The 24,009-nt window shown below is 61.1% G+C and carries 22 protein-coding genes; 9 read left to right on the top strand and 13 right to left on the bottom strand.

What is annotated here, in order from left to right:
- Nucleotides 1-10: 10 nt before the first annotated feature.
- The 6 genes from ASN89_RS10135 to ASN89_RS10110 all read right to left on the bottom strand — a co-directional run bounded on the left by ASN89_RS10135 (nt 11) and on the right by ASN89_RS10110 (nt 8,010).
- Nucleotides 11-3,139 carry a transglycosylase domain-containing protein gene (locus tag ASN89_RS10135; RefSeq protein ID WP_058049182.1) on the bottom strand — a complete coding sequence of 1,043 codons (3,129 nt, stop codon included), beginning with the start codon at nt 3,137-3,139 and terminating at the stop codon, nt 11-13.
- Between the two features lie 364 nt (nt 3,140-3,503).
- Entirely contained in the window at nt 3,504-4,289 is a 786-nt protein-coding gene (locus tag ASN89_RS10130; protein ID WP_058049181.1) for a competence/damage-inducible protein A, read from the bottom strand.
- Between the two features lie 31 nt (nt 4,290-4,320).
- Nucleotides 4,321-5,148, bottom strand: coding sequence for an EI24 domain-containing protein (locus ASN89_RS10125; RefSeq protein WP_058049180.1), 828 nt, complete (start codon nt 5,146-5,148; stop codon nt 4,321-4,323).
- Complete coding sequence (locus ASN89_RS10120; RefSeq protein ID WP_082654507.1) at nt 5,148-6,188, bottom strand: sterol desaturase family protein; 1,041 nt, start codon at nt 6,186-6,188, stop codon at nt 5,148-5,150. The genes ASN89_RS10125 and ASN89_RS10120 overlap by 1 nt, the downstream gene beginning before the upstream one ends.
- A complete protein-coding gene (locus ASN89_RS10115; RefSeq protein WP_414842512.1) occupies nt 6,185-6,967 on the bottom strand; it encodes a polysaccharide deacetylase family protein in 783 nt (260 codons plus the stop codon). Before ASN89_RS10115 ends, ASN89_RS10120 begins: the two co-directional genes overlap by 4 nt.
- Nucleotides 6,968-7,038: 71 nt before the next feature.
- Nucleotides 7,039-8,010, bottom strand: coding sequence for a cytochrome D1 domain-containing protein (locus ASN89_RS10110; RefSeq protein WP_058049179.1), 972 nt, complete (start codon nt 8,008-8,010; stop codon nt 7,039-7,041).
- A 196-nt stretch (nt 8,011-8,206) separates the two neighbouring features.
- On the opposite strand from ASN89_RS10110, the gene ASN89_RS10105 reads away from it, so the two are divergent.
- The 3 genes from ASN89_RS10105 to ASN89_RS10095 all read left to right on the top strand — a co-directional run bounded on the left by ASN89_RS10105 (nt 8,207) and on the right by ASN89_RS10095 (nt 9,534).
- Entirely contained in the window at nt 8,207-8,563 is a 357-nt protein-coding gene (locus ASN89_RS10105; RefSeq protein WP_034760263.1) for an FKBP-type peptidyl-prolyl cis-trans isomerase, read from the top strand.
- 199 nt (nt 8,564-8,762) lie between these two features.
- Nucleotides 8,763-9,017 (top strand): acyl-CoA-binding protein, encoded by a 255-nt coding sequence (locus ASN89_RS10100; RefSeq protein WP_058049178.1) that lies wholly within the window; start codon nt 8,763-8,765, stop codon nt 9,015-9,017.
- 46 nt (nt 9,018-9,063) lie between these two features.
- Complete coding sequence (locus ASN89_RS10095) at nt 9,064-9,534, top strand: GNAT family N-acetyltransferase (protein ID WP_082654506.1); 471 nt, start codon at nt 9,064-9,066, stop codon at nt 9,532-9,534.
- A 90-nt stretch (nt 9,535-9,624) separates the two neighbouring features.
- Here the strand turns inward: ASN89_RS10095 and proX are convergent, their stop codons facing one another.
- From proX to ASN89_RS10075, 4 genes are all read right to left on the bottom strand, one after another.
- Entirely contained in the window at nt 9,625-10,683 is a 1,059-nt protein-coding gene (proX, locus tag ASN89_RS10090; protein WP_058049177.1) for a glycine betaine/L-proline ABC transporter substrate-binding protein ProX, read from the bottom strand.
- 9 nt (nt 10,684-10,692) lie between these two features.
- Nucleotides 10,693-11,796, bottom strand: coding sequence for a glycine betaine/L-proline ABC transporter permease ProW (gene proW / locus ASN89_RS10085; protein ID WP_058049176.1), 1,104 nt, complete (start codon nt 11,794-11,796; stop codon nt 10,693-10,695).
- Nucleotides 11,793-13,025, bottom strand: a complete 1,233-nt coding sequence (proV, locus tag ASN89_RS10080; protein ID WP_058049191.1) for a glycine betaine/L-proline ABC transporter ATP-binding protein ProV — start codon at nt 13,023-13,025, stop codon at nt 11,793-11,795. The genes proW and proV overlap by 4 nt, the downstream gene beginning before the upstream one ends.
- A 574-nt stretch (nt 13,026-13,599) precedes the next feature.
- Entirely contained in the window at nt 13,600-13,884 is a 285-nt protein-coding gene (locus ASN89_RS10075; RefSeq protein WP_034760280.1) for a polyhydroxyalkanoic acid system family protein, read from the bottom strand.
- A 198-nt stretch (nt 13,885-14,082) separates the two neighbouring features.
- Between ASN89_RS10075 and ASN89_RS10070 the strand changes: the two genes are divergently transcribed.
- The 4 genes from ASN89_RS10070 to ASN89_RS10055 all read left to right on the top strand — a co-directional run bounded on the left by ASN89_RS10070 (nt 14,083) and on the right by ASN89_RS10055 (nt 18,009).
- Nucleotides 14,083-15,480 (top strand): hypothetical protein, encoded by a 1,398-nt coding sequence (locus tag ASN89_RS10070; RefSeq protein WP_058049175.1) that lies wholly within the window; start codon nt 14,083-14,085, stop codon nt 15,478-15,480.
- Between the two features lie 91 nt (nt 15,481-15,571).
- Entirely contained in the window at nt 15,572-15,859 is a 288-nt protein-coding gene (locus ASN89_RS10065) for a protealysin inhibitor emfourin (protein WP_058049174.1), read from the top strand.
- Nucleotides 15,860-16,191: 332 nt separating this feature from the next.
- Nucleotides 16,192-16,515 (top strand): ferredoxin FdxA, encoded by a 324-nt coding sequence (gene fdxA, locus ASN89_RS10060; RefSeq protein WP_010395176.1) that lies wholly within the window; start codon nt 16,192-16,194, stop codon nt 16,513-16,515.
- A 273-nt stretch (nt 16,516-16,788) separates the two neighbouring features.
- Entirely contained in the window at nt 16,789-18,009 is a 1,221-nt protein-coding gene (locus ASN89_RS10055; RefSeq protein ID WP_046685439.1) for a polyhydroxyalkanoate depolymerase, read from the top strand.
- 65 nt (nt 18,010-18,074) lie between these two features.
- Here the strand turns inward: ASN89_RS10055 and ASN89_RS10050 are convergent, their stop codons facing one another.
- From ASN89_RS10050 to ASN89_RS10040, 3 genes are all read right to left on the bottom strand, one after another.
- Entirely contained in the window at nt 18,075-18,758 is a 684-nt protein-coding gene (locus ASN89_RS10050; protein WP_058049173.1) for a DOPA 4,5-dioxygenase family protein, read from the bottom strand.
- A 44-nt stretch (nt 18,759-18,802) separates the two neighbouring features.
- Entirely contained in the window at nt 18,803-21,334 is a 2,532-nt protein-coding gene (locus ASN89_RS10045) for a TonB-dependent receptor plug domain-containing protein (protein WP_058049172.1), read from the bottom strand.
- Between the two features lie 126 nt (nt 21,335-21,460).
- Nucleotides 21,461-22,201, bottom strand: coding sequence for a substrate-binding periplasmic protein (locus ASN89_RS10040; RefSeq protein WP_058049171.1), 741 nt, complete (start codon nt 22,199-22,201; stop codon nt 21,461-21,463).
- Between the two features lie 361 nt (nt 22,202-22,562).
- On the opposite strand from ASN89_RS10040, the gene rsxB reads away from it, so the two are divergent.
- Complete coding sequence (gene rsxB / locus ASN89_RS10035; RefSeq protein ID WP_058049170.1) at nt 22,563-23,294, top strand: electron transport complex subunit RsxB; 732 nt, start codon at nt 22,563-22,565, stop codon at nt 23,292-23,294.
- Nucleotides 23,291-23,938, top strand: coding sequence for an endonuclease III (gene nth, locus ASN89_RS10030; protein WP_035825095.1), 648 nt, complete (start codon nt 23,291-23,293; stop codon nt 23,936-23,938). Before rsxB ends, nth begins: the two co-directional genes overlap by 4 nt.
- Nucleotides 23,939-24,009: the final 71 nt, after the last annotated feature.

The following is a 24,009-nucleotide window of genomic DNA, read 5'->3' as shown; positions in this document are numbered from 1 at the left end:
TTGCCAGCGGCTAATTCGTGCACTGTTTCGCCACGCCTTCGGCCGGCGCCGGCGCTTCGATCAACGGCATCAGGCTCGGCGCCAGGGACACCAGCAATTGCACGGGCAAGGCGCTCGTGAAGTCATAGTTTTTCGATTCCGGTCCGCGCACGTACGCCGTCATGCTGCCGTAGAAGCGCTCGCCGATATTGAACACGAACGTGGCGGAACGGTTCACGTAGCGCGACTCGATCAGGCGGCCGCCGGCGCCATAGACGTCGAAGCGCTGATCGCCCGTACCCGTCTTGCCGCCCATCGGAATCGGCACGCCGTCGGCGCCGACAAATGCCGTCTTCGCCCGTTTCGCCGTGCCGTCCGACACCACTTCGCGGATGGCCTTGGCAACGGCGCGCGCCACGTCCGGCGACAACACTTGCTCCGCTTCCACCTTGCTGCCCCGCTTGACCATCGTGTCATACGGCGTATTGGCCGCGAAATGCATGGAATCGATGCGCACGCTCGGTTTGCGCACACCATCGTTGATGATGATGCCCATCAACTCGGCCAGCGCGGCGGGACGGTCGGCCGACGCGCCCAGAGTGGTCGCATACGATGGCACAAGCGAGTCGAACGGATAACCCATCTTCTTCCACTGGCGGTGGATTTCCAGGAACCCTTCCACTTCCAGCAAGTTGGCGATGCGGCGGTCCTGCGCGTGCTTGCGGTGCGTATTGAACAGCCATTTGTAGACTTCCTGGCGTTCCTTTTCGCTGGCCGCCACCATCTGCGACAAGGTGGAACCTTCATGCTGGCGCAGATACGCCACCATCCACAGTTCCAGCGGATGCACATTGGCAAGATAGCCGCGGTCGGCCAAGGACCAGTTTTCCATTGCGTACTGCTGGTACATCTTGGCGACGCGCTCGGGCGGTACTTCGTTTTGCGACGTCAGGTTGGCGTTGAGGAAATCGCCGAACTCCGCCACGGTCCCCTTCGGATTGACGGTGCGGAAGATATTCGCCAGGCGCACGGGGGTCGGGCGGATGCTGGCCAGCAGGATCTTTTCCTGCTCGTCAACGCTCTTGCCGCGGTACTTCTGGTAGAAGCGGTGCAGGAATTCTCGCCCTTCCTTGTCGGCAAACCGGCTCAGGTACTGGGCCCGGCGCGGATCGTCGGCGTCCGCCAGCAGCGAGGCCGAGGAATCGGGGCGCGAAAACATGTAGTAGCGGGCCACGTCGCGCATCAGGCGTACGAACACCAGGTTGGTCGACTGGCGCAGCGCCTGCTGCACCGTCATGATGCGGCTGTCGTCGAGCTTGGAGAAGTTGCCGAAATGGTGCAAGCCGCCGCCCGTGAAGAAGCCTTCGCCCGGGTTGCCCGAATATTTGCGCTCCATGGCGGCCGCCAGCATGGCCGGCAGATTGCGCGCCTCGCCCAGCGCCAACGGTTTCAGGTAGGCAATCGCCCATTGCGACAGCATGTCCTTCGGATCGACGGCGATTTTATTCAGCTCGGCGGCGCCCATGCCGCTGTAGCGCTGGTGCAGCTGGTCGATGATGTCCATATACGTCACCAGGGTGCGCAGCTTGGCCGTGGAACCGAGGTCGAGCTTGGCGCCCTCGTTGATGTCGAGCGGCTGGTCGTAGTTATCGGTCTGCACGCGCAGCAAGTTGGCCTGGTCGCCCTTTTGCAGCAAGGTAAAGCTGTAGACGACGTTGGCCGGGTCGCCATTGCCCAGCATGCCCTTGCCCGTCAAACCGGCCGCTTTCGCCACTTCCGGGTCGCGCAGTTCGCGCAAGACCTTGGTGACGGCGTTTTGCGCCTGCGCGTCGAGCGTGCTGACCACTTTCAGGTCCAGGCGGTCGAGGTTGTACAAGCGCGGATCGCCGAGCATGCTGGCCAGGTGATTGCGCACGGCATTCGAGGCCTTGCGCGTGACGAACGAGGTCGACGCTTCCGATTGCACGCCAGAGGCCGTCGATGGGCGCAGCTTCTCGGCGATGGCCGCATCGCGCAGCTGCGGCGAAATCACGCCCGCTTGCGCCAGCAGGCGCAGATGGCTGTTCGCCAGCGCTTCCAGGTCGGCGCCGCCAGCCACCAGGTAATGCGAAGGACGGCGCTGGGCGATCAAGAGGCTCAGCGCCTGCTTGTAGGCCAGCGCGCTGCCCGGCTGGTCCATTTTGCCCTTGAGCAAGGTCTTCACTTCGGCAAACGGACGGCCATACCAGACCCACATGCCGTCGCCGATGCCGTTGACTTCGCCAAAACCGCTCTTTGCCGACAGCGGCACGGTGTTCAGGTAATTGACGACGATCTTGCGCCGCGCTTCCATGGTATTTTCGCCATCCTGGTACGAACGCAGGCTGGCCGAAATCATTTGCAGCAGCTTGTCCTGCATGGAACTGGTGCGGCCATCTTCCGAATGCCGGTATTTTTCAATTTGCGTGGCCAGGGTGCTGCCGCCGCCGCCGCGGTGGCCGCCGAACAGGTTCAGCGCCTTGTCGAGGACGGCCTTGCTCAGACGGTCCCATTCCACGGCCGGATTGCGCTCGGGCGTGCCCGGGTCGAGCAATTCGCGGTTTTCGATGAACAGCAGGCTTTGCACGAGCGCGGGCGGCGCTTCGGCAAAGCCGTCGAACATGCGCTCGGGATAGCTGGCAGCGAACAGGGGCGCGGCGCGGCAATCGAGGATGCTCAGCCCCGCGCGGTTTTTCTCGTGATACGTGGCAAAGATGCCCCGGTCGACCAGTTGCACCATTTTCGGCGACATGCGCGCCTGCGCCGTCACTGCATAGTCGCGCGCATTCAGCTTGGTAATGAAATCCGGCAGGCTGGCATAGCCAAGGCGCTCATCGTAGGGCCCGTGCTGCGGATAGCGGATGGCGCCGGCCGGTGCTGGTCCAGGCTCGACCTTGAACGCCAGTTGGCGGTCCAGGCGCGTGAAAAACTCCGCCTGCAGGGCCGATGTGCGCACTTCGCGCATGACGAACCACGCCACGCCGGCGATCAGCGCCAGCACGATGATGGCAAAGATGGGCCAGATGCGCGAACGGCGCTTCTTCGGCGGACTCGCCGGCGGTGGCGCCTCGGCGCCCGTGTCGGGGAGTGGATCAGAAGGGGGCCGCTCTTGCGCGGCCAGATTGACGCCTGTGTCTTTCATGGGATGCTGGGGTAAGGTTGGGTTTGGACGGCGCGGAAAATGCGGTAGCGATACCGCTCCGCGCAGGATAAGACGAGGGCCAGCCAGGGCCCGTCACAACAAAGCTTGCTTAACATGATGTCCATACCGGTGAATCAAAAAAACACGCTGCTGCACAGGCAGGCGACCCCGCGTTCGACACGCAAGGCCCCTGTTCACCATTCCACCACATCGGCATGAAAACGACTGACGAGCGCACACAAAAATCTTGCTTCATTGAAGATTTTCGCAAAAAAACAACGTCCTGGAACGTACGCTAGCGTACATAGAGGCAAAGCGGGCTGGACGCCAGTAAAAAAGCCGCCGGCGCGGGGCTGGCTGCAGCTCAAATGATGGTGTATTCCGCCTGCAAGGTATCGAGCGCGGCGCACATCTGCGCAAAGGCGGTGGCAGCCTGCGCGGGCTCGCCCTTGACGCCCAGTTCGATATGCCGGCGCGTCTGTGCATCACCCACGCTGGGCAGGCTGAACACTTTGATCAGCGGAAACTCCGCTTCCAGGCGCACCATCAGCGGCGTCAGCAGGGATTCGGCCGTTTCGTACACGAGCAATGCATGTTCCGCGTGCGGCACCTGGTTGAACAAATGGCTGTAATGCGTGTCGAGCACCCATTCGATCATGGGCCACGACATGACGGGAAAGCCGGGCACGAAATAATGCTCGCGCACGGCAAAGCCGGCAATCTTGTTGTACGGATTCGGAATCAGCTCGGCGCCTTGCACGAATTCCGCCATTTTCAGGCGGTGCAGGTTTTCCGGCGAGTTCAAATCGGCCGGCACGCCCGCCTCTTCGCCCATTTCCGTGATCCGTTGCTGGATATTGAGCTTGCCCTGCGGATGCAGCACCAGCGGCAAGCCCAGCGCATCGGCAGCCGCCTGGCGCGTATGGTCGTCCGGAGTGGCGCCGATGCCGCCAAAACTGAAGACGATGTCGCCACTGGCAAAGCTGCGTTTGAGCAAGGCCACCAGGCGGGCCGGTTCGTCGCCCACGTATTCCGCCCAGCTCAGCTGCAAGCCCCGCGCCTTGAGCATTTGTACTACTTTCGGGAAATGCTGGTCCGTGCGCTTGCCCGACAGGATTTCGTCGCCGATGATGATCAATCCGATAGCCATGAAGCTCCCTCGTAGAATTCGATAAAAATACTCAAGCGTCCGCTGGCGCCACGTCGGTCATGCCGCGTACGCCCCGCAAACGCGACAGTGCTTCCAGGCAGTAATACTGGAACCACAGACCCGTAAAGATAAAGATCAGCACATACAGCCAGATGGCGAACGCCGCCAGGAAGGGGAAGAACACCACCGACATCACGCCGCCCATCCACAGCATGCCTGGCACGGCGCCGGCCGCGCCGGACACCATGCCGATGGCCAACAGGGGCCAGCGCTGCGTGCGCATGATGGCGTGGCGCTCTTCCACGCTGGCGTAGTCGGCCATGGCGTCATACGCCATCACGCGGTAGGTCAGCCAGCCCCACAGCACGGCTTGCCCCATCAATGCGGCCGGCGGAAACGCGTACAGGGGCAGCATGATGACCCAGGCGATAATGAACAGCAAGAACGTGGCCAGCGAAGTGCCGACGCTGCCCAGCAGGCTGCCGCCATGCTTCTTGTCCAGCTGCGGAAAGTGCCGTCCGCCCACATGGCGGCCGATGGCCGGCATGGCGAACAGGCCCATGAAGATCAGCGCCGTCAGGATCATCAGCGGCAGCAGCATGAACATGGCGATCAGCGGCACGATCACGGCTTTCAGCATGCCCAGCCCGAAGGTGGACAGCACCTGCCCGCTGGTGCGGAAGAAATCGTATTGCGTAAACAGCGCATGCAGGCTGTCGATCAGCGGCTGCAGGCCCACATACAGCAGTCCACCCCACAGTATCAGCGACAGGATGAAGGGCGCCACGCTCAGCAACAATATCCTGCCGTGCAATTGCGACAGCAAGGCGCGGCCATACGAATTCAACACATTACGCATCAACGGCGTCCTTTTCGTTTGATTCTTGCAAATTCCACCATGCGGCGCAGGCCCAGCCATTGCTGCTGCCAGAAGCTGCGGCCATAGTTGCGTCCGGGCCGGCCCATGCCCTTGCTGTCGATGCGGGCCAGCTGGTCGCGCACGCCCGTGCGCGCATAGCCGGCCGAGAAATTCGCGGTGCCCAGCAGCATATCCCAAATCGGCAAGACCACGCCGAAGTTGCAGCCGCCCATGCTGCCCATGCCTTTCGACTCATGCCCCACGCCGATCGCATGATGCGTGCGGTGGAAACGGGGAGAAATCAACAGCCGCTCGCCGATGCGGCCGAAGTGTATCCTCACATTCGCATGCTGCAAGCTTTGCAGAATGCGCGAAATCGATACCAGCAACACGTACTGGCCCGGCGGCACGCCGATGCCGAGCGCCACCAGCGCCATCACCACGTCGCGCAGAAAGTCATCGAGCAGGTGGTTGCGGTCATCGCTCCATAAATTCATGTTTTGCTGGCTGTGATGCAGGCTGTGCAAGCCCCACCACCAGCCGAAATGGTGCGAAGCCCGATGGTAGCAATAGTCGACGAAGTCCAGTATCACAAAATAAATGATAAAACTGAGCAAGGGACTGATGCCAGGCAACAGCGACTCCAGGTTCAAGGGGTGGATGTCATCGAAGCGCAAGGCGCCCGCCAGCGCATCCATCAGCGGATCGAGCGTAAAGAAGACGACGACAGAAAACAGGCCGATCCGGTGCAGCACGGTGTAGATGAAATCGTTCCAGCGGGCGCGCGGGTCGGTGATCTTTTGCGCGGGAATCAGGGCTTCGAGCGGGCGCAGCACGAGAAACAGCAGCACCAGTTCGCACAGGCCGATCAGCAGCCACTCCGTGCCTTCGAACGCTTCTTCCGTGAATTCGCCAAAGCCCAGGTGATAGACGAGGGGATTGACCACCGTCTGGAACAGCCAGCCTTGCGCCACGCCAAAGGCGTCGACCACCGCATCGATGACGGGCGTGACGAAGCCGAGGATATCGGCGGCGATCATGGCTGGCCCTTCTTCTGCGCATAGGCGGGGTGCTCGCGCAGGGTGGCAAAACAGAAACCCTTGTCTTGCAAGCCAGAAATCAAGGCATCGAGGTTGGCCGGTGCCCACGCATCCTTGCGCGACCAGATGCCCATGTGCGAAATGAAAATGTCGCCGCTGCGCAAGTTCGCCAGCGCTTTTTTCAGCAGCATGGCGTTCGGATACTTGTCGCTGGGCAGCTCATCACCCGAGTAGCCGGCCGGCGCCCAGCCCGCATGCTGGTAGCCGCAGGCGCTGCCGGCCGCCAGGGTGCGCGGCGACGTATAGCCGCCTGGCGCGCGCCAGAACGGATCGAGCTTGTGCCCGGTCAGTTCCTGGAAGCGCGTATCGACCCGGCGCAATTCTTCGCAGAACTGCTTATCGGTGAAGGCGGCCAGCTTGCCGCCATCCTTGCCGAACTGGGGCTTGACCTGGATCAAGCCATTGGCCAGATCTTTCTTCCAGTACACGTGGTCAAACGTATGCGTGCCAAATGCATGGCCTTCGGCGACCCGGGCTTTCCAGTACGGCGCCCACGAGGCATCGAGCGAATAGTCGCCGCGCGTCGTCTTTTCATTGGCCAGGAAAAACGTGGCTTTAACATGACGCTTGATCAGCACGTCGGCAATCAGTTGCGCTTGCGACTGACTGCCCGTGTCGAAGGTCATATAGATGGTGCCCTTGCAGGCGGCCGGGGCTGAAGATGCGGCTGCGGCCGGGGCTGCTGGTACCGGTGCGGCGGCATGCGCGGGCGACAGCATGGCGCTGGCGCACAGCAGCATGGCGGACACGCGGCCCGCGGGAATCAGGTGTTTCATCGTCACACCCGCCATCACATGCGCGGCGAGTGGGTGGCGAAATACACGCCATGGGGCGAGCGGCCTACCGGTATCGTCTTGATAACCTTGCGCGTGGTCAAGTCGATTACGGCCACTTTCTTGATCCAGCGCAGGGTCACCCACATGGTCTTGCCATCGGGCGTGATTTCCATGCAGTCCGGGCCGCCCGGTACATTGATGGTGCCCACGTTTTCCAAGGTTTTCTGGTCGATGATGTTGATCGTGTTCGACACGCGGTTCGAGACAAACGTCATGCGGTTGTCGCCGAGCGCGCGGAAATTATGCGTACCGGCGCCCGCCTTGATGCGCTTGACAGTCTTTTGCGTGCGCCAGTCGATCACTTCCACATAATCGCTGCCCATGATGCCGACCAGCAAATGCTTGCCATCGGGCGTCATCGTGATACCGGCCGGCGCGGGGCCGACAGGCATGGTCCACTTGACGGTTTGCGTGGCCAGGTCGATGGCGCTGACCTGATTGCTGCCCTGCTGAGTAATGAAAGCCATGGTGCTGTCAGCCGTGAACGCCATGTGGCTGGGCAGCTTCGGCAGCGGGATGCGCTTGGCCAGGGTCAGGTTCTTGCCGTCGTAGCGGTACAGGTCGATGCGGTCCAGGCGCAGCGAATTCGAAATGAACCACTTCTGGTCCGGCGAAAAGCCGATCTGGTACGGGTCGAGGATGTTGCTGATGCGGCGCTGGATCTGGCCCGATACGGGATCGAGGAAAATGAGCTCGTTGCCAACGGAACTGGCGACGATCAGCGACTTGCCATCGGGCGTTTCCATCAGATGGTGCGGTTCCTTGCCGACGGCAAAGGTGGACAGGGGAGCATAGGTTTTCTGGTCCAGCAGTTGCACCGTAGCATCACGGGAATTGAGCACCACCACCACTTCGGCTTGCGCCGTCGATATTGCGGAAACCAGGCACAGCGAGGAAAAAACAAGGCGGCGTAGACTGCGGAACATGGAAGAAATCACTGTTAAATACAAAACATGCATTTTACGTGGAACACTGTATTTATTGTGTGAAATCCCCTTTAAATGCGACCGACAACCACACATCGGCGTAATTTCCGGTTTTTCCCTGCGCCGGGCCTGGAATGGCGCTTTGCAACTCATTGCTCTACAATCTGAAGCTTTCATCGCCTACACAAGGATTATCATGACCACCACCACTACCGCTTCCGGCCTGCAATACATCGATACCGTCGTTGGCGAAGGCGCTGAAGCGCAAGCCGGCAACAATGTTGTCGTGCATTACACGGGCTGGCTGCAAAACGACGACGGCAGCGCCGGTTCGAAATTTGACTCGAGCAAGGACCGCAACGATCCATTCGAATTCCCGCTGGGCGCCGGCCGCGTCATTCAGGGTTGGGACGAAGGCGTGCAAGGCATGAAAGTGGGCGGCAAGCGCCAGCTGATCATCCCTGCGGCACTGGGCTATGGCGCACGCGGCGCCGGCGGCGTGATTCCACCGAACGCCACCCTGATTTTCGACGTGGAACTGCTGGGCGTATAAAACAGACTCCGCAGCGCTGAAGCGACTGTACCAGCGCCGCCCCTGTTCACGCAGCGGCGGCGTTTTTTGTTTTGAGTGTGTCCTCTAATGCACGGCGCGCTTTTTTCACTATGATGTCAGGCACTGCAGCACGCACGGTGGCCACTCCGCCGGGCCTGCCGCACTTTTCCAGCGATTCCATCAGCACACAGGAGCCATCATGAGTTTACAAGAGCAATTCGAACAAGCGCAGCTCGATTCCAAGACCCTGTCCGAGCGTCCGGACAATATGACCTTGTTGAAAATCTACGCCTTGTTCAAGCAAGCGTCGAGCGGCGACGCCACGGGCGAGCGTCCTGGCATGACCGACTTCGTCAACCGCGCCAAGTTCGACGCCTGGGCGGCCCTGGCCGGCACCTTGAAGGAAGATGCGCAGCAACAATACATCGACCTGATCGAAGACTTGAAGGACTGATCGTCCCTCCCTGCCCCGGCGCCTGCCGGGGCAGTATAATTTCTGTATGACACCATCACCGAATTCCCTGGTTTCCCTGGCCCATGCCGCCGACCTGCCCCGCTTGTTCGATGTCTGGCACCTGTCCGTACGCGCCACCCACGATTTCCTTGCCGATAGCGATATCGCTTTCCTGGTGCCCTTCGTCCGCGACGAGTTGGCCAGGGTGACGGCAGAACGCCTGCTGCACGTGCTGCGCGCCGATGACGGCGTCGCCTATGCCTTCCTGTGCGTAGAGCACGCCAGGATCGAGATGCTGTTCGTGCATCCCGACCAGCGCGGCAGCGGCGCCGGCCGCGTGCTGGTGCGGCACGCCATCGCGGCCCTGGGCGCCACGGCTGTCGATGTCAACGAACACAACACGCAAGCGCATGGCTTTTACCGCCACCTGGGCTTTATCGGGGAAAGCCGCTCCGAACGCGACCCGTTCGGCCAGCCTTTCCCCATTTTGCACCTGAAACTGGCCGAAAACGGCTAAAAACTCACCAAAAACCACCAAAACAGGCCGTTAACGCAAAAGTGGCTACCAAAATGGTAGCCACTTTTCATGTTGAAACGGCGCTAGAATTTACTTTTTCGCCGCCGCCAGCGCTTGCGCGATCCAGCCGTCAAACTTTTGCTGGTGGAACTTGATCCAGCCAGCCGTATGGCGGGCGATATCGGCTTGCGTGTTTTCGCCACGGCGCATGCGCTCGTTCTGCGCATTGATGTCGGCCACGGGCAGTTGCATCACTTCGAACAGCTTGGCAGCCGCCGGGTTTTTCTCGGCCCAGGCCTTGTTCGACACGATGCGCGCCGTGTTGACGGCAAAGCCGTAATCGCTGCCATTGTCCAGACGCGTGTTCACTTTCTCCGGATTGGCCGAGAATGGCACTTTCAGCCAGACCACGTCCTTGCCCGGCACCAGCACGCCGCTGACCCAGTACGGCGTCCACGTGTAGTACAAAATCGGTTCGCCACGCTTGTAGCGGCCCATGGTGTCGGCGATCAGGGCCGCATAGCTGCCCTGCACGTGCGTCACCGTCTCGCGCAATTTGTACGCATCCATGTGATTCTCGATCAGCGCTTCGCAGCCCCAGCCGGGGTTGCAGCCCGTCAAGTCCGCCTTACCGTCGCCGTCGTGGTCGAACAGCTTGGCCAGGTTCGGGTCGCGCAACTGGTCGATATTCGTGATGTTGTACTTCTCGGCCGTCGTCTTGTCGATCAGATAACCTTGCGCGGCAGGACCGGCGTATTGGCCCGTGCGCAACAACTTGGCGTCGCCGCCCGCATTGTTATAGAAATCCTTGTGCATCGGATCCCAGTGCACGGCCATGAAGGTGGCGTCGCCGTTGGCAATGGCGATATGCGCCGTCGGATACTCCACCTCCTTGATCGGCTGCACTTCGTAGCCGAGCTTTTCCAGGGCCTTGTCGACCAGCATGGTCTGGAAGGTTTCTTCCGCGATCGAGCTTTGCAGCGGCTGCACCTTGATGCCCTTGCCGGGCAGCGCATCGGCGGGCGCGGCCGGCGTCTGCGCCATGGCCAGGCTCGTGGTCAGGGCCATGGCGGCGATCGCCAGGGCGGAAAACAACTGGAACTTGCGTTGCGATTTTTGCGTCACTTTAAAATTGTCAATTTGATGCATGTGGTTCCTTTATTGTGCGTTGGCCAGCGTAGCTTGCTGTTCAACATTATTTTTCTCCGTATTGCCGCGCACCAGGCGCAGCACGAAACCGGCAGGACCCGTCTGGTACCAATGGCGCACGCCACGGCGTGGCTGGCCCATCGCTTGCGTCAAGCGGTCCAGGGTGATCGCCAGCAGCACGATGCCCAGGCCACCGACGGTTGCCAGACCCATGTCCAGGCGGCCGATGCCGCGCAATACCATCTGGCCCAGGCCACCGACGGCGATCATCGAGGCGATCACGACCATCGACAGCGACAGCATCAGCGACTGGTTGATACCGGCCATGATCGATGGCATGGCCAGCGGGAACTGCACGCGGGTCAGCAACTGCCACGGCGAGGCGCCATACGCGCGGGCCGCTTCGATCAGGTCGGGACGCACTTGGCGGATACCGAGGTTGGTCAGACGCACGAGCGGCGGCAGGGCAAAGATGATCGTCACGATCACGCCTGGCGCATTACCGATACCAAACAGCATCACCACCGGCACCAGATAGACAAACGCAGGCGTCGTCTGCATGGCGTCCAGCAAGGGACGCAGGATATTCTGTGCGCGGTCGCTGCTGGCAAGGAAAATACCCAGCGGCAAACCGATGGCCAGGCAGAAAGCCAGCGACGTCAATACCAGCGACAGGGTCGTCATGGCTTCCGGCCAGATGCCCAGCATCGACACGACCAGCAGCGCCAGCACGGTGCCGATGGCCAAGGTGCGGCTGGTAAATTGCCACGCCAGCAAGCCGATGATGGCGATTACCGTCAGCGACGGGGCCGCCAGCAGCACGTCTTCCACGCCGGACAGCACGCTGTCGATCGGTGCGCGCACGGCCTGGAAAAACGGGCGGAAATGGGCGACAACCCAGCCCAGGCCCTGGTTGATCCAGCTTTCCAGCGGCAGCGAGCCGTCGAAAATCTGCGTCAGGTGAAAACCGGAGGCCGCGTGTTCCGGCTGTACGGCCGGTCCGGCCGCATCCAGCCAGGACGTGTCGCCCGGCGGCGTCAGCGCCCAGGGATTGATTTGCGCGGCCGGCTGTTCAACAACAGCTTCTACTGTGGAAACGGTGCTTGGATTCATGCTTGTCCTTTCTGTTGTTGTTCGGCAATGGCTGGCGTATCGCGGTCGAGGAACTTCAGCAAGGTTGTCTTGCTGATGGCGCCGCGGAAGCTGCCGTCATCGGCCACCACTGGGACGGCGTAAGGCAGCTGCGCCACCTGGCCGAACAAGCCGGCGACCGGCTCGTCCGCATTGATGGTCTGCACGTCGGGCAGATAGGCATGCGCCAGGCCCAGCGGACCAACATGGCCGTCGAGCGCGCTGCGCAGTGAATCGGCCGACACGACGCCGAGGAACTTGCGCTGCGGATTGACGACGTAGGCAAACGCGCGATCCTGCTCTTCCAGCATCGACAGCGCGGCGCGCGAGCCGCGGCTCGGCGACTCGGACACGACGATCTGGCTCTTGCGGGCAATATCGCTGGCCTTGAACACGGCCGCCGCATCGACGCCGCGCACAAAGTTGCGCACGTAATCGTTGGCAGGTTTGCGCAGGATTTCTTCCGGCGTGCCTACTTGCACCACGTGGCCGTCTTTCATGATGGCGACGCGGTCGCCGATACGCATGGCTTCATCAAGGTCATGCGAAATGAAGACGATGGTGCGGCGCTTGATTTGCTGCAAGCGCAGCAGTTCCGATTGCATTTCCGTACGGATAATCGGATCGAGCGCGGAAAACGCTTCATCCATCAGCAAAATCGACGGATCGCAAGCCAGCGCACGGGCCAGGCCCACGCGCTGCTGCATGCCGCCCGACAATTCGTCGGGATAGCTGGCGCCGTAGCCGTCCAGGCCCACTTGCTCCAGTGCTTGCTGGGCCAGCGCATGGCGCTCGACCTTGGGCATGCCGGCCAGTTCCATGCCGAAGGCAGTGTTGTCGAGCACGGTAATTTGCGGCAGCAGGGCGAACGACTGGAACACCATGCTGATGTCCTTGCGGCGCAGGGCGCGCAGCTGGGCGTCGGGCAAGGTATTGATGTCGTTGCCGTCGATCAGGATGCGGCCGGCCGTCGGTTCGATCAAACGGTTCAGCATGCGCACCAGGGTCGACTTGCCCGAACCGGACAAGCCCATGATGACGAAGATCTCGCCCGCTTCAATGGTAAAGGTGGCGTCGAAAACGCCGATGGTGCAATCGGTCTTGGCCAGAATGTCCTGCTTGCTGGCGCCTTGATGAACGAGTTCAAGTGCTTCTTCTGGCTTGTCGCCGAACACTTTGAACACATGGTCGATAATGATTTGTTTTGCCACGATGTGGTTCTCCCTCGATTTGACGAATGGAATGAAACCCTGCAAGCCTGCTAGCTTGCGGCGGGAATCAACAAACCCTGTTGCGTCGGCTACGCCACGGCGCACAAGCGCACGGGAGCGACAGGAAACAGGGGGTGACACGCGTGTGACCAGCGGATGGCCAAAGCCGGTGCCGGGGTGCCGTGTGCGTGCTAAAAGAGGCTGTGGTTCAGGACTTTTAACAACGCTAGCGCCATGCAAATACATGGCACCAAATGTATTTGACCGAAAAAAAATCGACCAAGCTACTTTTAACTGGATGCGGGTGTAAAACCCGAAGAATTATTCACCACTGAGCGAGTGGAGAGTACTGCGAAGCAGAAGGTGAAACGCGGTGTAGCTGTTGTAAATATGACTCAAGTATAACGCAAAAAGCCAGCAAAGTCCAATGGCTTTCCAAATAGAAATGTGCTAGCAATGTTCGCTAGCGTACAGTCAGACGTCAAAAAGGCGAAAAGCGACGTGTTTTCGCCGTCTTTTCGCCTTCCGCCGCAGCTTCATTTTTTACCACCAAATGGAGCGCCAGACAAGCGGATCAAGCTGGCTCGGTAAACACCTTGCGCATCTTCTCGGCAATCTTGCCTTCAATCGTGGAAGCGAAGGCGCTGAGCATGAAGCCCAGCTTGATTTGCAGTTGCGCCTGCTCTTTTTCCAGGGTCAGCGAACCATCGACGCCGCTGCGCTCGAAGCGCAGCACATCGCCATCCCAGGCGCACGCCAGATCATATTCCTGGGCCAGCTTGTCGGCCACTTGCTGCGCCGCTTCGCGCGCCTTTGCTGCTGTCAGCTTATGTTGCTGAACTATATTTATATCCGCCATCAAACGATCCTTTTATTATAAAAACGGGTGCCATACGGCCAGTATCATACCAGCCGCCATGCGGCGGGCACGGCCGCAGCCGGCGCCGGACGGCTAAAAAAGCCCGCCCTTCCCGCCCATCGCTTGCGCCGGATCAAACCGGGCACGCGGAAGCGGGACGACTATTCCTGTTCCAGCTGCGCGTCTTGGAGAACCACCATGGACCAGAAAGTCATCGTGCCGGTCGAAGCCGTACTGACCAAATGCGTGTCCCTGCCCGTCGGCTATGTCCCTACCCCCTCGGCGCCGTACCGATTGCACCGCAAGAATGCGCAACTGACCCTGCAGCCGGGTCCGCCCCGCCTGACCGAGGCCACGGTGCGCAACGTGGCCGCCGTACCGGTCGGTTCGCGCGTGCTGATCTGGAAGCAAGACCCGTCCGTCAGCGAACTGGGCACGCGCAAGAGCTTTTTGCCCGGCCTGATCCTGCAAGGCCCGCGCGACGCGCGCATCACGTTTGGCGAACCGGGCATCGCGCAGGTCAGCCCGAATGCCTTCGGCGACTTCATCGTCTCGCCCAACACCGACCAGTTCGACGCCGTGCACACGTTTGCCATCGTGCGCATGACATTGACCATGTACCAGCGCGCGCTGGCCAGCAACGACACGGCGCCGCCGCTGCCCTGGCAATGGAACAGCGCCAGCAATACGGCCCCGCTGCGCGTGTTCCCGCACGGCTTGCCCAATGTCATGAATGCCTATTACAGCCGCAGCGACAAGGCGCTCAAGTTCGGCGACTTCATCCCCAGCGGCGCCACCGAGCGCGTCTACACCTGCCGCTCGCTCGACATCGTCTCGCATGAAACGGGGCACGCCGTGCTCGATGGCCTCAAGCCCAACTGGCTGCTCAGCAACAACCCGCCGCAAACGGGCGGCTTGCACGAATCGTTCGGCGACCTGACGGCCATCTTCCTGGCCCTGTCGCAGCTGGACCAGGTGGAAGCGGTGATCGCGCAAACGAAATCCGACCTGCACGACAAGACCTTCCTGGCCGACCTAGCCGAGCAGTTTGGCCTGGCCCTGGGCCGGCCCAACGGCTTGCGCAATGCGGACAACGACATCAAATTGTCGGAAGCGGGCACGGAAGTGCACGCCATCTCGCAAGTGTTTACGGGCGCCATCTACGACATCCTGGCCGACATCTTTGCCCACGAACGTCAGCCCCAGCTGGAAGACGATGCGGCTGTGCTGCACCGCTGCGGCGACTACCTGCGCAGCCTGGTCCTGCGCGCCCTGGTAGCCTCGCCCGACCAGGCCGCCACCTATGCCGACGTGGCCGGCCACATGCTGACGATCGCCCAGGCCGATGGCAATGGCGCCTACCTGGACTTCATCCGCAACAGCTTTACCGTGCGCGAAGTATTGAAAGCCAATGCCATGACGGAGGATGGGCAAATGACCTTTGCACCCGATATCGTCGACGACGACAACGCCGTGCAAGACAGGCGTGCCTGCTGCGGTACCATGAACCATGCGGAATACAGCGAGTCGGATCAATTGCTCGAAGCGGAGCGCGAAGCGCTGGCCGCATGGTGCCGCGATTACAGTCCCCGATAAATAGCACTGCGCACCAGCGCGCCCGCGTCAAGCCAGCCGGAACAGCGGCAGGCTGTGGCGCGTCCCACCACCACCCACAGCAAGGAACAGCATGAAAATTTCAGCCCGCAGCAGCGGCGGCTTTGCCGGCCTGAGCGAACAGTATGAGATCGATACGCAAGCCCATCCGGCTGGCCCCGGTCTGGAAGCGGCACTGGCCAGCAGCGGCTTTTTCACGCAGCCGCAGGCCACGGCCGAACAGGTGGGCGCCGATATTCCCCGGTGGCAGATCACCGTCGACGCACCCGCCGCGCGCCGCACCATCACGTTTGCCGAGGATGGCAGTGCCGAAAATGCACGTTGGCAGCAATTGCTGACGCAAATACGCGCCAGTGCCTGATCGTTTCGGCACGTATTGTGTGCCGATCTTGATTTGGGTAAAACAAAAACACCACACGGCAAGCCAGCATGCGACCCGCCCCGCACCCTGCCGCATCGGGCGACTGTCGCTTTCTTGCCGCGTTCTTCATGGCAACGTCCCGGATAGTCGCTGAATTGCCCACTCTGCGCGGCAACGGCACTGCCAAAAAATGAATTTGCTTATATGTATTGTATATAAGCGGGATTTGTGAGAAATAGCGAATTGCCTTAAAATACAATGCTTTGCTTTAGTATGCGCCGCCGACGTTCCTGCAGGCGCTACAGCACCTCCCCCAAATTGATAGGACTGTTATGACCCACGTTGTCACCGAATCCTGCATCGCCTGTCGCTATACCGACTGCGTCGATGTCTGCCCGGTAGATTGTTTCCGGGAAGGCCCGAACTTCCTGGCGATCGATCCGGACGAATGTATTGACTGCGCCGTCTGCGTGGCAGAGTGCCCGGTGAACGCGATTTTCGCGGAAGAAGACGTGCCGGGCGACCAGCAAGCCTTCATCAAGATCAACGTCGATCTGGCCCGTAACTGGCCTTCGATCACCAAGACGAAGGCAGCCTTGCCGGAAGCCGAGCAATACAAGGACGTCAAGGACAAGCTCGACATGCTGGTGCGCTAAGCGCACGTCAGCACGGCGGCCGTTCCTGCCGGGAGACTATTTCCCGCAGGAGCGTGGCAGCAAAAAACAGACAAAAAGCAGCGGAAACGCTGCTTTTTTTGCTTTTAAAGCATGGTTGCAGGTCTATCCATGCAAGTGTGGCGCGCTGTCACAACTATGCGCAAACTGTGGATCTATGCGCGGTAAAGCACATTTTGTCCTCAACAAATATCGTAAAATTGGATTATGATATTTGAGCCGATATTGGCGCTTGGAATTAAACAAGGACTCTATATGCTTTACCAACTGCACGAACTGCAACGCTCTTTCCTCACTCCGGTGATGCAATGGGCAGACATGTCCTCCAAGTTATTTACCAACCCGGTTTCTCCACTGGCCCACACCCCGTTTTCGCAACGCATCGCAGCCGGCTACGAGCTGATGTACCGCCTTGGCAAAGACTACGAAAAACCGCAATTCGACATCCAATCCGTTCTCGTCAAAGGCGAGAGCGTCGACATCCGCGAACACGTTGTCGTGACAAAACCGTTTTGCCGCCTGATTCACTTCAAAAAAGAAACCACTGGTTTGCAACAGCCCAAAGTTTTGCTGGTTGCCCCCCTGTCCGGTCACCACTCGACCCTGCTGCGCGACACCGTGCGCGGCTTGCTGGCCGAGCACGATGTCTACATCACCGACTGGACGGACGCGCGCATGGTACCGCTGACGGAAGGCCCGTTCCACCTGGACGACTACATTTATTATGTGCAGGAATTCATCCGCCTGCTGGCGCCTGACTTGCACGTGATTTCTGTCTGTCAACCGACCGTGCCCGTGCTGGCCGCCATCTCGCTGATGGCGACGGCAAAAGATCCGCACATGCCGAAAACCATGACGATGATGGGCGGTCCGATCGACCCGCGCCGCTCGCCCACGCAAGTGAACAACCTGGCGACGGAAAAGAAATTCTCGTGGTTTGAAAACACCGTGATCTACGCGGTGCCGCCGAACTATCCGGGCTTTGGCCGCAAGGTGTATCCGGGCTTCCTGCAGCACGCCGGCTTCATCGCCATGAACCCGGGCCGCCACGCGCAAAGCCACCGCGAGTTCTACATGCACCTGGTGACGGGCGACGACGAGCCGGCGGAAGGCCATCGCCAGTTCTACAACGAGTACAACGCCGTGCTGGACATGCCGGCCGAGTACTACCTGGAAACCATTAAAACGGTTTTCCAGGAATTCAGCCTGCCGATGGGCACGTGGAAAGTGGGCGGCCAGCTGGTGCGTCCGCAAGACATCACGAACGTGGCGCTGTTCACGGTAGAAGGCGAACTGGACGACATTTCCGGCGCCGGCCAGACGCAGGCGGCGCATGATTTATGCTCCGGCATTCCTGCCGAGATGCAGCAAGACTTCGTGGCGCCGAAATGCGGCCACTACGGCATCTTCTCGGGCCGCCGATGGCGCGAAATCATTTGCCCGAAAATCGGTGAATTCATCCAGAAGCATTCCTGATCCGGATAGCACCACCCAGAACGCCACGCCTGTTCACACCGGCGTGGCGTTTTTTTATGCCCAGCTCATGCGCGCGACATTTCGATTTTCACCGTCGGGCGCGTATTGACAAAGATCTGCTCGACCCGCGGCTCGCCCGGCCCCGGCTTCTTCATCGCATAGCCATTCACGGGTTGCGAACGGTTCACCCACAGCGCGTAATACAGATGGTCGGCGCGCGGATCTTCCGTGTTCGGATGGATCAGTATGGTCAGGCCCAGGCTGTTGAGCTGCAGCCACGGCACGATCACCGGCAGCAAGTCATTCGTAAAGCCAAAATAAAACGACGGCGTCACATGCGGGCCGCGCGGCTCCAGGTTCCAGTCGCCCAGTTCGATCTGGAAGCGTTCGGCCGCCCACTTGCGTATCAGCGCCGCCTTCTGGTAACTGTCTTCGTCAAAATAGATATGCGCGTGATAGCTCTCGATATCCGTGTAGGCGCGCGGTGTCGACGGCAAGGTTTCCTCGCCGGGCCGCACGCTGACGGGGCGCGGCGTGGGCGCCGTGTCCGTATGCTCGCCCCATGGACTCTTGCCGGGTGCTGGTTTGGCACGCTTGACGGCGCCATCTTGCGCCAGGGCCGTCCCCGCCAGCCCCGAAGCGGCCAGCGCCGCCACCAGGCCGCCGCCGCGCAAGACCGTGCGGCGCTGCGGCGAGAGGAGGTTGGCCCATTCCAGATCGATGGCCGCGTGTTGAGTGTTGTCAGACATGTCAATTCCTGTTCTTGATGATAGGTATGGAGAGAGAAGGCAGATCAAAAGTGAACGGTGGCGCGGGCGTAGTAATAACCGCCAAGCACGCCAAGCGGTCCCGAGTTATCGTAGGCGCCCGTGTACTGCGCCAGATTCGCGGCGCTACGCGCCTCGCGCGGCACCTGGCTCGGTTTCTGGTCGAAGACATTGTTGGCGCCCACCGTCACGTTGATGCGCTTGCTGATGTCGTAACCGAGGCTGATATCCGTCACGAAGGCGGCCTTCAGCTGGTAATCGCCACCCGTGATGGTGTTCAGGCGCTTGAGCTTGCCGTAACGCGTCTCTCGCAGGTTGAATGTCCAGCCGGCTTTTTCATACGCCACGGTGACGATCTCCTTGTCGCGCGGCGCCCGGTACAGCAAGTCGTACTCGGCCGACTTGCTCAGGGTGCCGATGTTCGGCAAGCCTTGCAACACAGCCGGCAGCGCCGCCTTGCCCACCAGGCTCGTGTGGTTGATATTCGCGGCCGCCGTCCAGCGCAGCTTGCCATCGGCCACGCGCAAGACATCTTCGGCCGTGAAATCGAGGCCGCGCGTGCGCGTGTCGCCCACGTTGGCAAAGTAATGCGCGACGAGGCCATTGCCGACCGTCAGCTCCGCCGAACGCAGCAGGTTTTCAATGGCAGTCGCTTGCGCCGCCGTCAAGGGCCGGCCGCTGCCGTCGAGCGCCACGCCCGAGCTGCGGTCAATGCCGATGTTCGACGACACGCCCAGGCGGTCGCTGACCTTGATTTGATACGCGTCAACGGCCAGGCGCAGGGTGGGCGTGGGGTTGAAGGTCAACCCGGCCGACAGATTCGTCGATTTTTCCGGTTTTAATGCTTGCGCACCCAAGGCCCGCGCGGCAAGCGAATTGGGCTGCGCCAGGGTATAGGGCACGCCCGCGTGGTCGGACGTGTTCGAATACGATTGCGTCACCAGGCTGGGCGCGTGGAAACCGTTGCTGACGGTGCCGCGCACGGCCACCGTGGGCGTGACGTCATAACGGGCGGACAGACGCCCCGTCGTCTTGCTGCCAAAATCGGAATATTTCTCGGCGCGTAGGGCCGTGTCGAGCAGCCATTGCGGCGTCAGTTTGGCGCCCAGGCCGATGTACGCGGCATAGCTGTGGCGCGCCGTGTCGGACGCATCGACGGGCAGGTAACCGGCCAGCGCCGACGAGCCGCTGCCCTGCCAGGAAGCGGGTTCGCCAGGGCTGCGCTGCTGCGTTTCATGCGAATACTCGAGGCCCAGGCTCAGGTCCACCGGCTCGCTCAAGCCCAGCTGCACGGGACGGCGCACGTCGGCGTTGGTGGTCGAGCGGCTGTAGCGCTGATTGCCGATGTCAAAATCCGTCTTGCCACCCGGATAGGTCAGCGAGTAATTGGCAGAGTGCTCCACGCCCACGTCGATATCGTCGCGGCCATAGGTCGTGCTTAGGTCCCAGGACCAGCCAGCCGTCTCGCCCTTGACGCCGCCCGTCAGCGAAAAGTCGTTTTCGCTCGTCGTTTCATACGGCGTGAAGCCGTCCGGATACACGGCCAGCAAGCCTTTGTTGTTATTGAAAATGGTATTGGGCAGGCGGAAATTCTGCGCCGAGCGGGCATTGCGGTGCGCATACGTGCCGAAACCGTACAGTTGCACTTCGTTCGACACGTCGTAACCGAGGTTGGCGCTAAGCGAAGCGGTCGTGCTTTGCGGCACGCCCGTATTGCGCCAGGGATTGCTGTTGCGACTTGCTTCGGCCGGGTTTGGCGAAGCGCCGACCGGCAAGCTGTTGTTCGGTCCCAATTTCACCAGCTGACCATCGCTGTTGCGCACGGCCGGATACGACAGATAGCCGGGATTGAGTGCAAAATTGCGCACGGCGATGCCCTGGCGCTGGACTTCGGCGCCGAAGTGGGCAAAGCCGTGTTCGCCCAGGCGCGTGCCGCCGTCGATGCGCACGGAACCGTTCGTGCCGTCGCCCTCGTAGGTGGAGCCGAGCTGCGTGCTGAAGCTGCCTTTGTCATCCGCCTTCAGGATGATGTTGATGACGCCGGCGATGGCGTCGGAACCGTAGATGGCGGAGGCGCCGTCGCGCAGGATTTCCACGCGGGCAATGGCGCCCGTGGGAATCAGGGCCAGGTCGGTGGCGACGGAACCGGGAAAACCATCCTCATTGACGATGGCTGTCGTATGGCGGCGCTTGCCGTTGACCAATACCAGGGTATGCGCGGGGTCGAGGTTGCGCAACTGCCCCGCGCGCACGATGCTGCCCAGGTCAGGCTGCACGCGGGCCGGCAAGTTAAACGATGGCAAGGCCGTGTCCAGCGCGTCGAGCAGGTTCAATTTGCCCGTCGCCTGCAATTGCTGCGCGCTGATCACGTCGACCGGCGCGGCGCTGTTGGCCACCGTGCGCCCCGTGCCGCGCGCACCCGTGACGATGACGGTGTCGAGCGGAGCTTGCGCATGCGCCACGCCAGGCGCTCCCAGCACGAGCACGGCCGCCGAGATGGCGTGCGCCAGCTGCCGCAAGCACGGGGCAGGGTCTTGCTTGTCAATCAATTCCAGCATACGAAAACATCCTCTCAAAGTCGTCAACACAGTGGCTGCAGACTAAAGGATGGACAAACAAACAAGAACGAATGGTTTCGTATTTAGATATTTCGTTTTGGCAACGTGCAACAGCGATGCCGCACGTCAGGGAGAGGATGGGGCCGTGGCCAGGCTCTGGTCGAGCCGCTTCCAGTAATCGCGTTCCAGCCGGGCCGTGTCGATATCGCGCGCCGCCTCGTTGAAGCGCTTTTGCCGTACCGCACCTTCGGCATCGCGCTGGAAGCACACGTAGACGGGGCGCTCCTTGAAGACGGTATCGATGATGGCGATGCGTTCCCGTTCGGCCTTGCTGAAGTTGCGTCCCATCAGCAAGTGCTGCAGGACATGGCGCTCGATGACGATCACGCGGTAACGCTTGATCAACAATTTTTTCAGATTCGTCGCGTCGTTCAAGCCCTCTTCCGTCTTCAGCTCGCCGCGCGCCACCATGCCATCGAATTGTTCCCCATTCGAATAGCCAGCCACGGTACCGATGCGCAACTTGCCCAGATCGGCCAGGGTGGCGCCGGGCACGCCATCCTCCTTCAGGTAGGCCAGCACGCCCTGTGTATTGCCAACCGGCACAGAAAAGTGGCAGATTTTTTCCCGTTCCGGCGTGCGCCAAACGGCCAGCAACCCGGCGTAGCGAGGACTGCCCAGGCCGAATTGCATGGCGCGCTTCCAGGGAAAATATTCATACTTGGCCGTATAGCCGAGGCGCTCGAAGACGGCGCTGACCATGGCGCCCGACATGCCGTCGGCAGGCAGGCTGCGGGTAATGAAGGGCGGCCAGTCTTCCGCCGCGAAGCGGACGATGCGCGAGCTGGCAGCGCCCGGCGCCGCCATGGGAGTAGCCGTCTGCCCGTGCCCGAGGGCAAACGCAGAGTGCATGAACAAACAGAAGGGCAAACCAACTGTCCGGAGGAAACGCATGTTTGGCTCCTATGGCCTGGCGCGCATTGCAATGCAGGTGCGGCAACAGGACTGGCGGTCGGCTTTTGATAACTAACTTGATAAAATCATGCTCCCACAAAAAAAAGAAATTGCAAAGTTGTTTATTTGCACTTTGACATTCCCATTGGAAATAAAATACGATTGCGGCGCGCCTGCAACAGCCCGCCTTGGCGCACCTTATCCCCTCTTGTAAAACAGGTTTTTACTTGTGCGCGCCCCAGATGGCCGATAATGGCGTTTTACCGTATCGAAGATGACCGTGCCGCATCCCGCCTCTCCCTCACTTGCCGACCAGATCGAAGACTTGCTGCCGCAAACGCAATGCACGAAATGCGGCTACAACGGCTGCCGCCCGTATGCGGAAGCGATAGCCGCCGGCAGCGCCGACATCAACCAGTGCCCACCGGGCGGCGCGCAAGGCATCGCGCGCCTGGCCGGCTTGCTGGGCAAAAAAGTCATTCCGCTCAATCCCGTCAACGGCCTCGAACGTCCGCGATCTGTCGCCTATATCGACGAATCGCTGTGTATCGGCTGTACCCTGTGCATCCAGGCCTGTCCCGTGGACGCCATCGTCGGCGCCGCCAAGCAGATGCATACGGTGGTCACCAGCCTGTGCACGGGCTGCGACCTGTGCGTGGCGCCCTGCCCCGTCGACTGCATCGTCATGTACCCGGTCAGCGGCGACGCGACGGGCTGGGATGCCTGGAGCCAGGCCGAAGCGGACGACGCGCGCGCGCGCCACGATTTCCGCACGCAGCGCCTGCGCCGCGAAGCCGAGGCCAACGACGCGCGCCTGGCCGCCAAGGCCGTCGCCAAGATGCAGGAAGTAACGCAGGAAGTACCCGCCACGCCAGATGAGCAGGCAGAGAAGGAGCGCAAGCGCGCCATCATCGCCGCCGCCATGGAGCGCGCGCGCGCCAAGGCCGCTGCCGCCAGCCAGGACACCGCCCCGCCAGCCCCCAACACGCCCCAAAAAGACGCATGAACGCCGCCAAACGCCTGGAAATCTTTACGCGCTTCCGCGCCGCCAATCCATCCCCGAAAACGGAACTCGAATACACGACGCCGTTCGAACTGCTGATCGCCGTGCTGCTGTCGGCGCAGGCAACCGACGTGTCCGTCAACAAGGCGACCCGCTTGCTGTATCCGGTCGCCAATACGCCTGCCAAGATACTGGCGCTCGGCGTCGACGAGCTGGCCAGCTATATCCGCACCATCGGCCTATTCCGCACCAAGGCGAAGAACGTCATCGCCACCTGCCAGATCCTGCTCGAGCAGCACGGCGGCGAAGTGCCGCGCGACCGCGCCTCGCTGGAAGCCTTGCCCGGCGTGGGTCGCAAGACGGCAAACGTGGTCATGAACACGGCGTTTGGCGAACCGACGATGGCCGTCGACACGCATATCTTCCGCGTTTCGAACCGCACCGGCATCGCGCCAGGCAAGAATGTCGATATCGTCGAGCAAAAGCTGCTCAAATTCGTGCCCAAGGAATTCCTGCACGACGCCCACCACTGGCTGATCCTGCACGGCCGCTACACGTGCACGGCGCGCAAGCCGCAGTGCTGGAACTGCATGATCGCCGACCTGTGCGATTACAAGGACAAGTCGCCGATGCCGGCCGTGGTGTAAGCAAAGAAAAACGGCCCGAATGGGCCGATGTCGTTGCGTGGTAGGTCGGATTAGCGCTACGCGCGTAATCC

Origin of the sequence: Janthinobacterium sp. Ant5-2-1 (assembly GCF_001445815.1) — a bacterium.
GTDB lineage: Bacteria > Pseudomonadota > Gammaproteobacteria > Burkholderiales > Burkholderiaceae_D > Janthinobacterium > Janthinobacterium lividum_E.
Note: the sequence above shows the minus strand (reverse complement) of the source record. Positions and strands in the feature narration are given on the sequence as shown.

Bases quoted from the DNA above. Each gene is read 5' to 3' on its own strand.
- ASN89_RS10135 (WP_058049182.1), bottom strand. From the start codon at position 3,139: ATGAAAGACACAGGCGTCAATCTGGCCGCGCAAGAGCGGCCCCCTTCT.
- ASN89_RS10130 (WP_058049181.1), bottom strand. From the start codon at position 4,289: ATGGCTATCGGATTGATCATCATCGGCGACGAAATCCTGTCGGGCAAG.
- ASN89_RS10125 (WP_058049180.1), bottom strand. From the start codon at position 5,148: ATGCGTAATGTGTTGAATTCGTATGGCCGCGCCTTGCTGTCGCAATTG.
- ASN89_RS10120 (WP_082654507.1), bottom strand. From the start codon at position 6,188: ATGATCGCCGCCGATATCCTCGGCTTCGTCACGCCCGTCATCGATGCG.
- ASN89_RS10115 (WP_414842512.1), bottom strand. From the start codon at position 6,967: ATGCTGTCGCCCGCGCATGCCGCCGCACCGGTACCAGCAGCCCCGGCC.
- ASN89_RS10110 (WP_058049179.1), bottom strand. From the start codon at position 8,010: ATGTTCCGCAGTCTACGCCGCCTTGTTTTTTCCTCGCTGTGCCTGGTT.
- ASN89_RS10105 (WP_034760263.1), top strand. From the start codon at position 8,207: ATGACCACCACCACTACCGCTTCCGGCCTGCAATACATCGATACCGTC.
- ASN89_RS10100 (WP_058049178.1), top strand. From the start codon at position 8,763: ATGAGTTTACAAGAGCAATTCGAACAAGCGCAGCTCGATTCCAAGACC.
- ASN89_RS10095 (WP_082654506.1), top strand. From the start codon at position 9,064: ATGACACCATCACCGAATTCCCTGGTTTCCCTGGCCCATGCCGCCGAC.
- proX (WP_058049177.1), bottom strand. From the start codon at position 10,683: ATGCATCAAATTGACAATTTTAAAGTGACGCAAAAATCGCAACGCAAG.
- proW (WP_058049176.1), bottom strand. From the start codon at position 11,796: ATGAATCCAAGCACCGTTTCCACAGTAGAAGCTGTTGTTGAACAGCCG.
- ASN89_RS10075 (WP_034760280.1), bottom strand. From the start codon at position 13,884: ATGGCGGATATAAATATAGTTCAGCAACATAAGCTGACAGCAGCAAAG.
- ASN89_RS10070 (WP_058049175.1), top strand. From the start codon at position 14,083: ATGGACCAGAAAGTCATCGTGCCGGTCGAAGCCGTACTGACCAAATGC.
- ASN89_RS10065 (WP_058049174.1), top strand. From the start codon at position 15,572: ATGAAAATTTCAGCCCGCAGCAGCGGCGGCTTTGCCGGCCTGAGCGAA.
- fdxA (WP_010395176.1), top strand. From the start codon at position 16,192: ATGACCCACGTTGTCACCGAATCCTGCATCGCCTGTCGCTATACCGAC.
- ASN89_RS10055 (WP_046685439.1), top strand. From the start codon at position 16,789: ATGCTTTACCAACTGCACGAACTGCAACGCTCTTTCCTCACTCCGGTG.
- ASN89_RS10050 (WP_058049173.1), bottom strand. From the start codon at position 18,758: ATGTCTGACAACACTCAACACGCGGCCATCGATCTGGAATGGGCCAAC.
- ASN89_RS10045 (WP_058049172.1), bottom strand. From the start codon at position 21,334: ATGCTGGAATTGATTGACAAGCAAGACCCTGCCCCGTGCTTGCGGCAG.
- ASN89_RS10040 (WP_058049171.1), bottom strand. From the start codon at position 22,201: ATGGCGGCGCCGGGCGCTGCCAGCTCGCGCATCGTCCGCTTCGCGGCG.
- rsxB (WP_058049170.1), top strand. From the start codon at position 22,563: ATGACCGTGCCGCATCCCGCCTCTCCCTCACTTGCCGACCAGATCGAA.
- nth (WP_035825095.1), top strand. From the start codon at position 23,291: ATGAACGCCGCCAAACGCCTGGAAATCTTTACGCGCTTCCGCGCCGCC.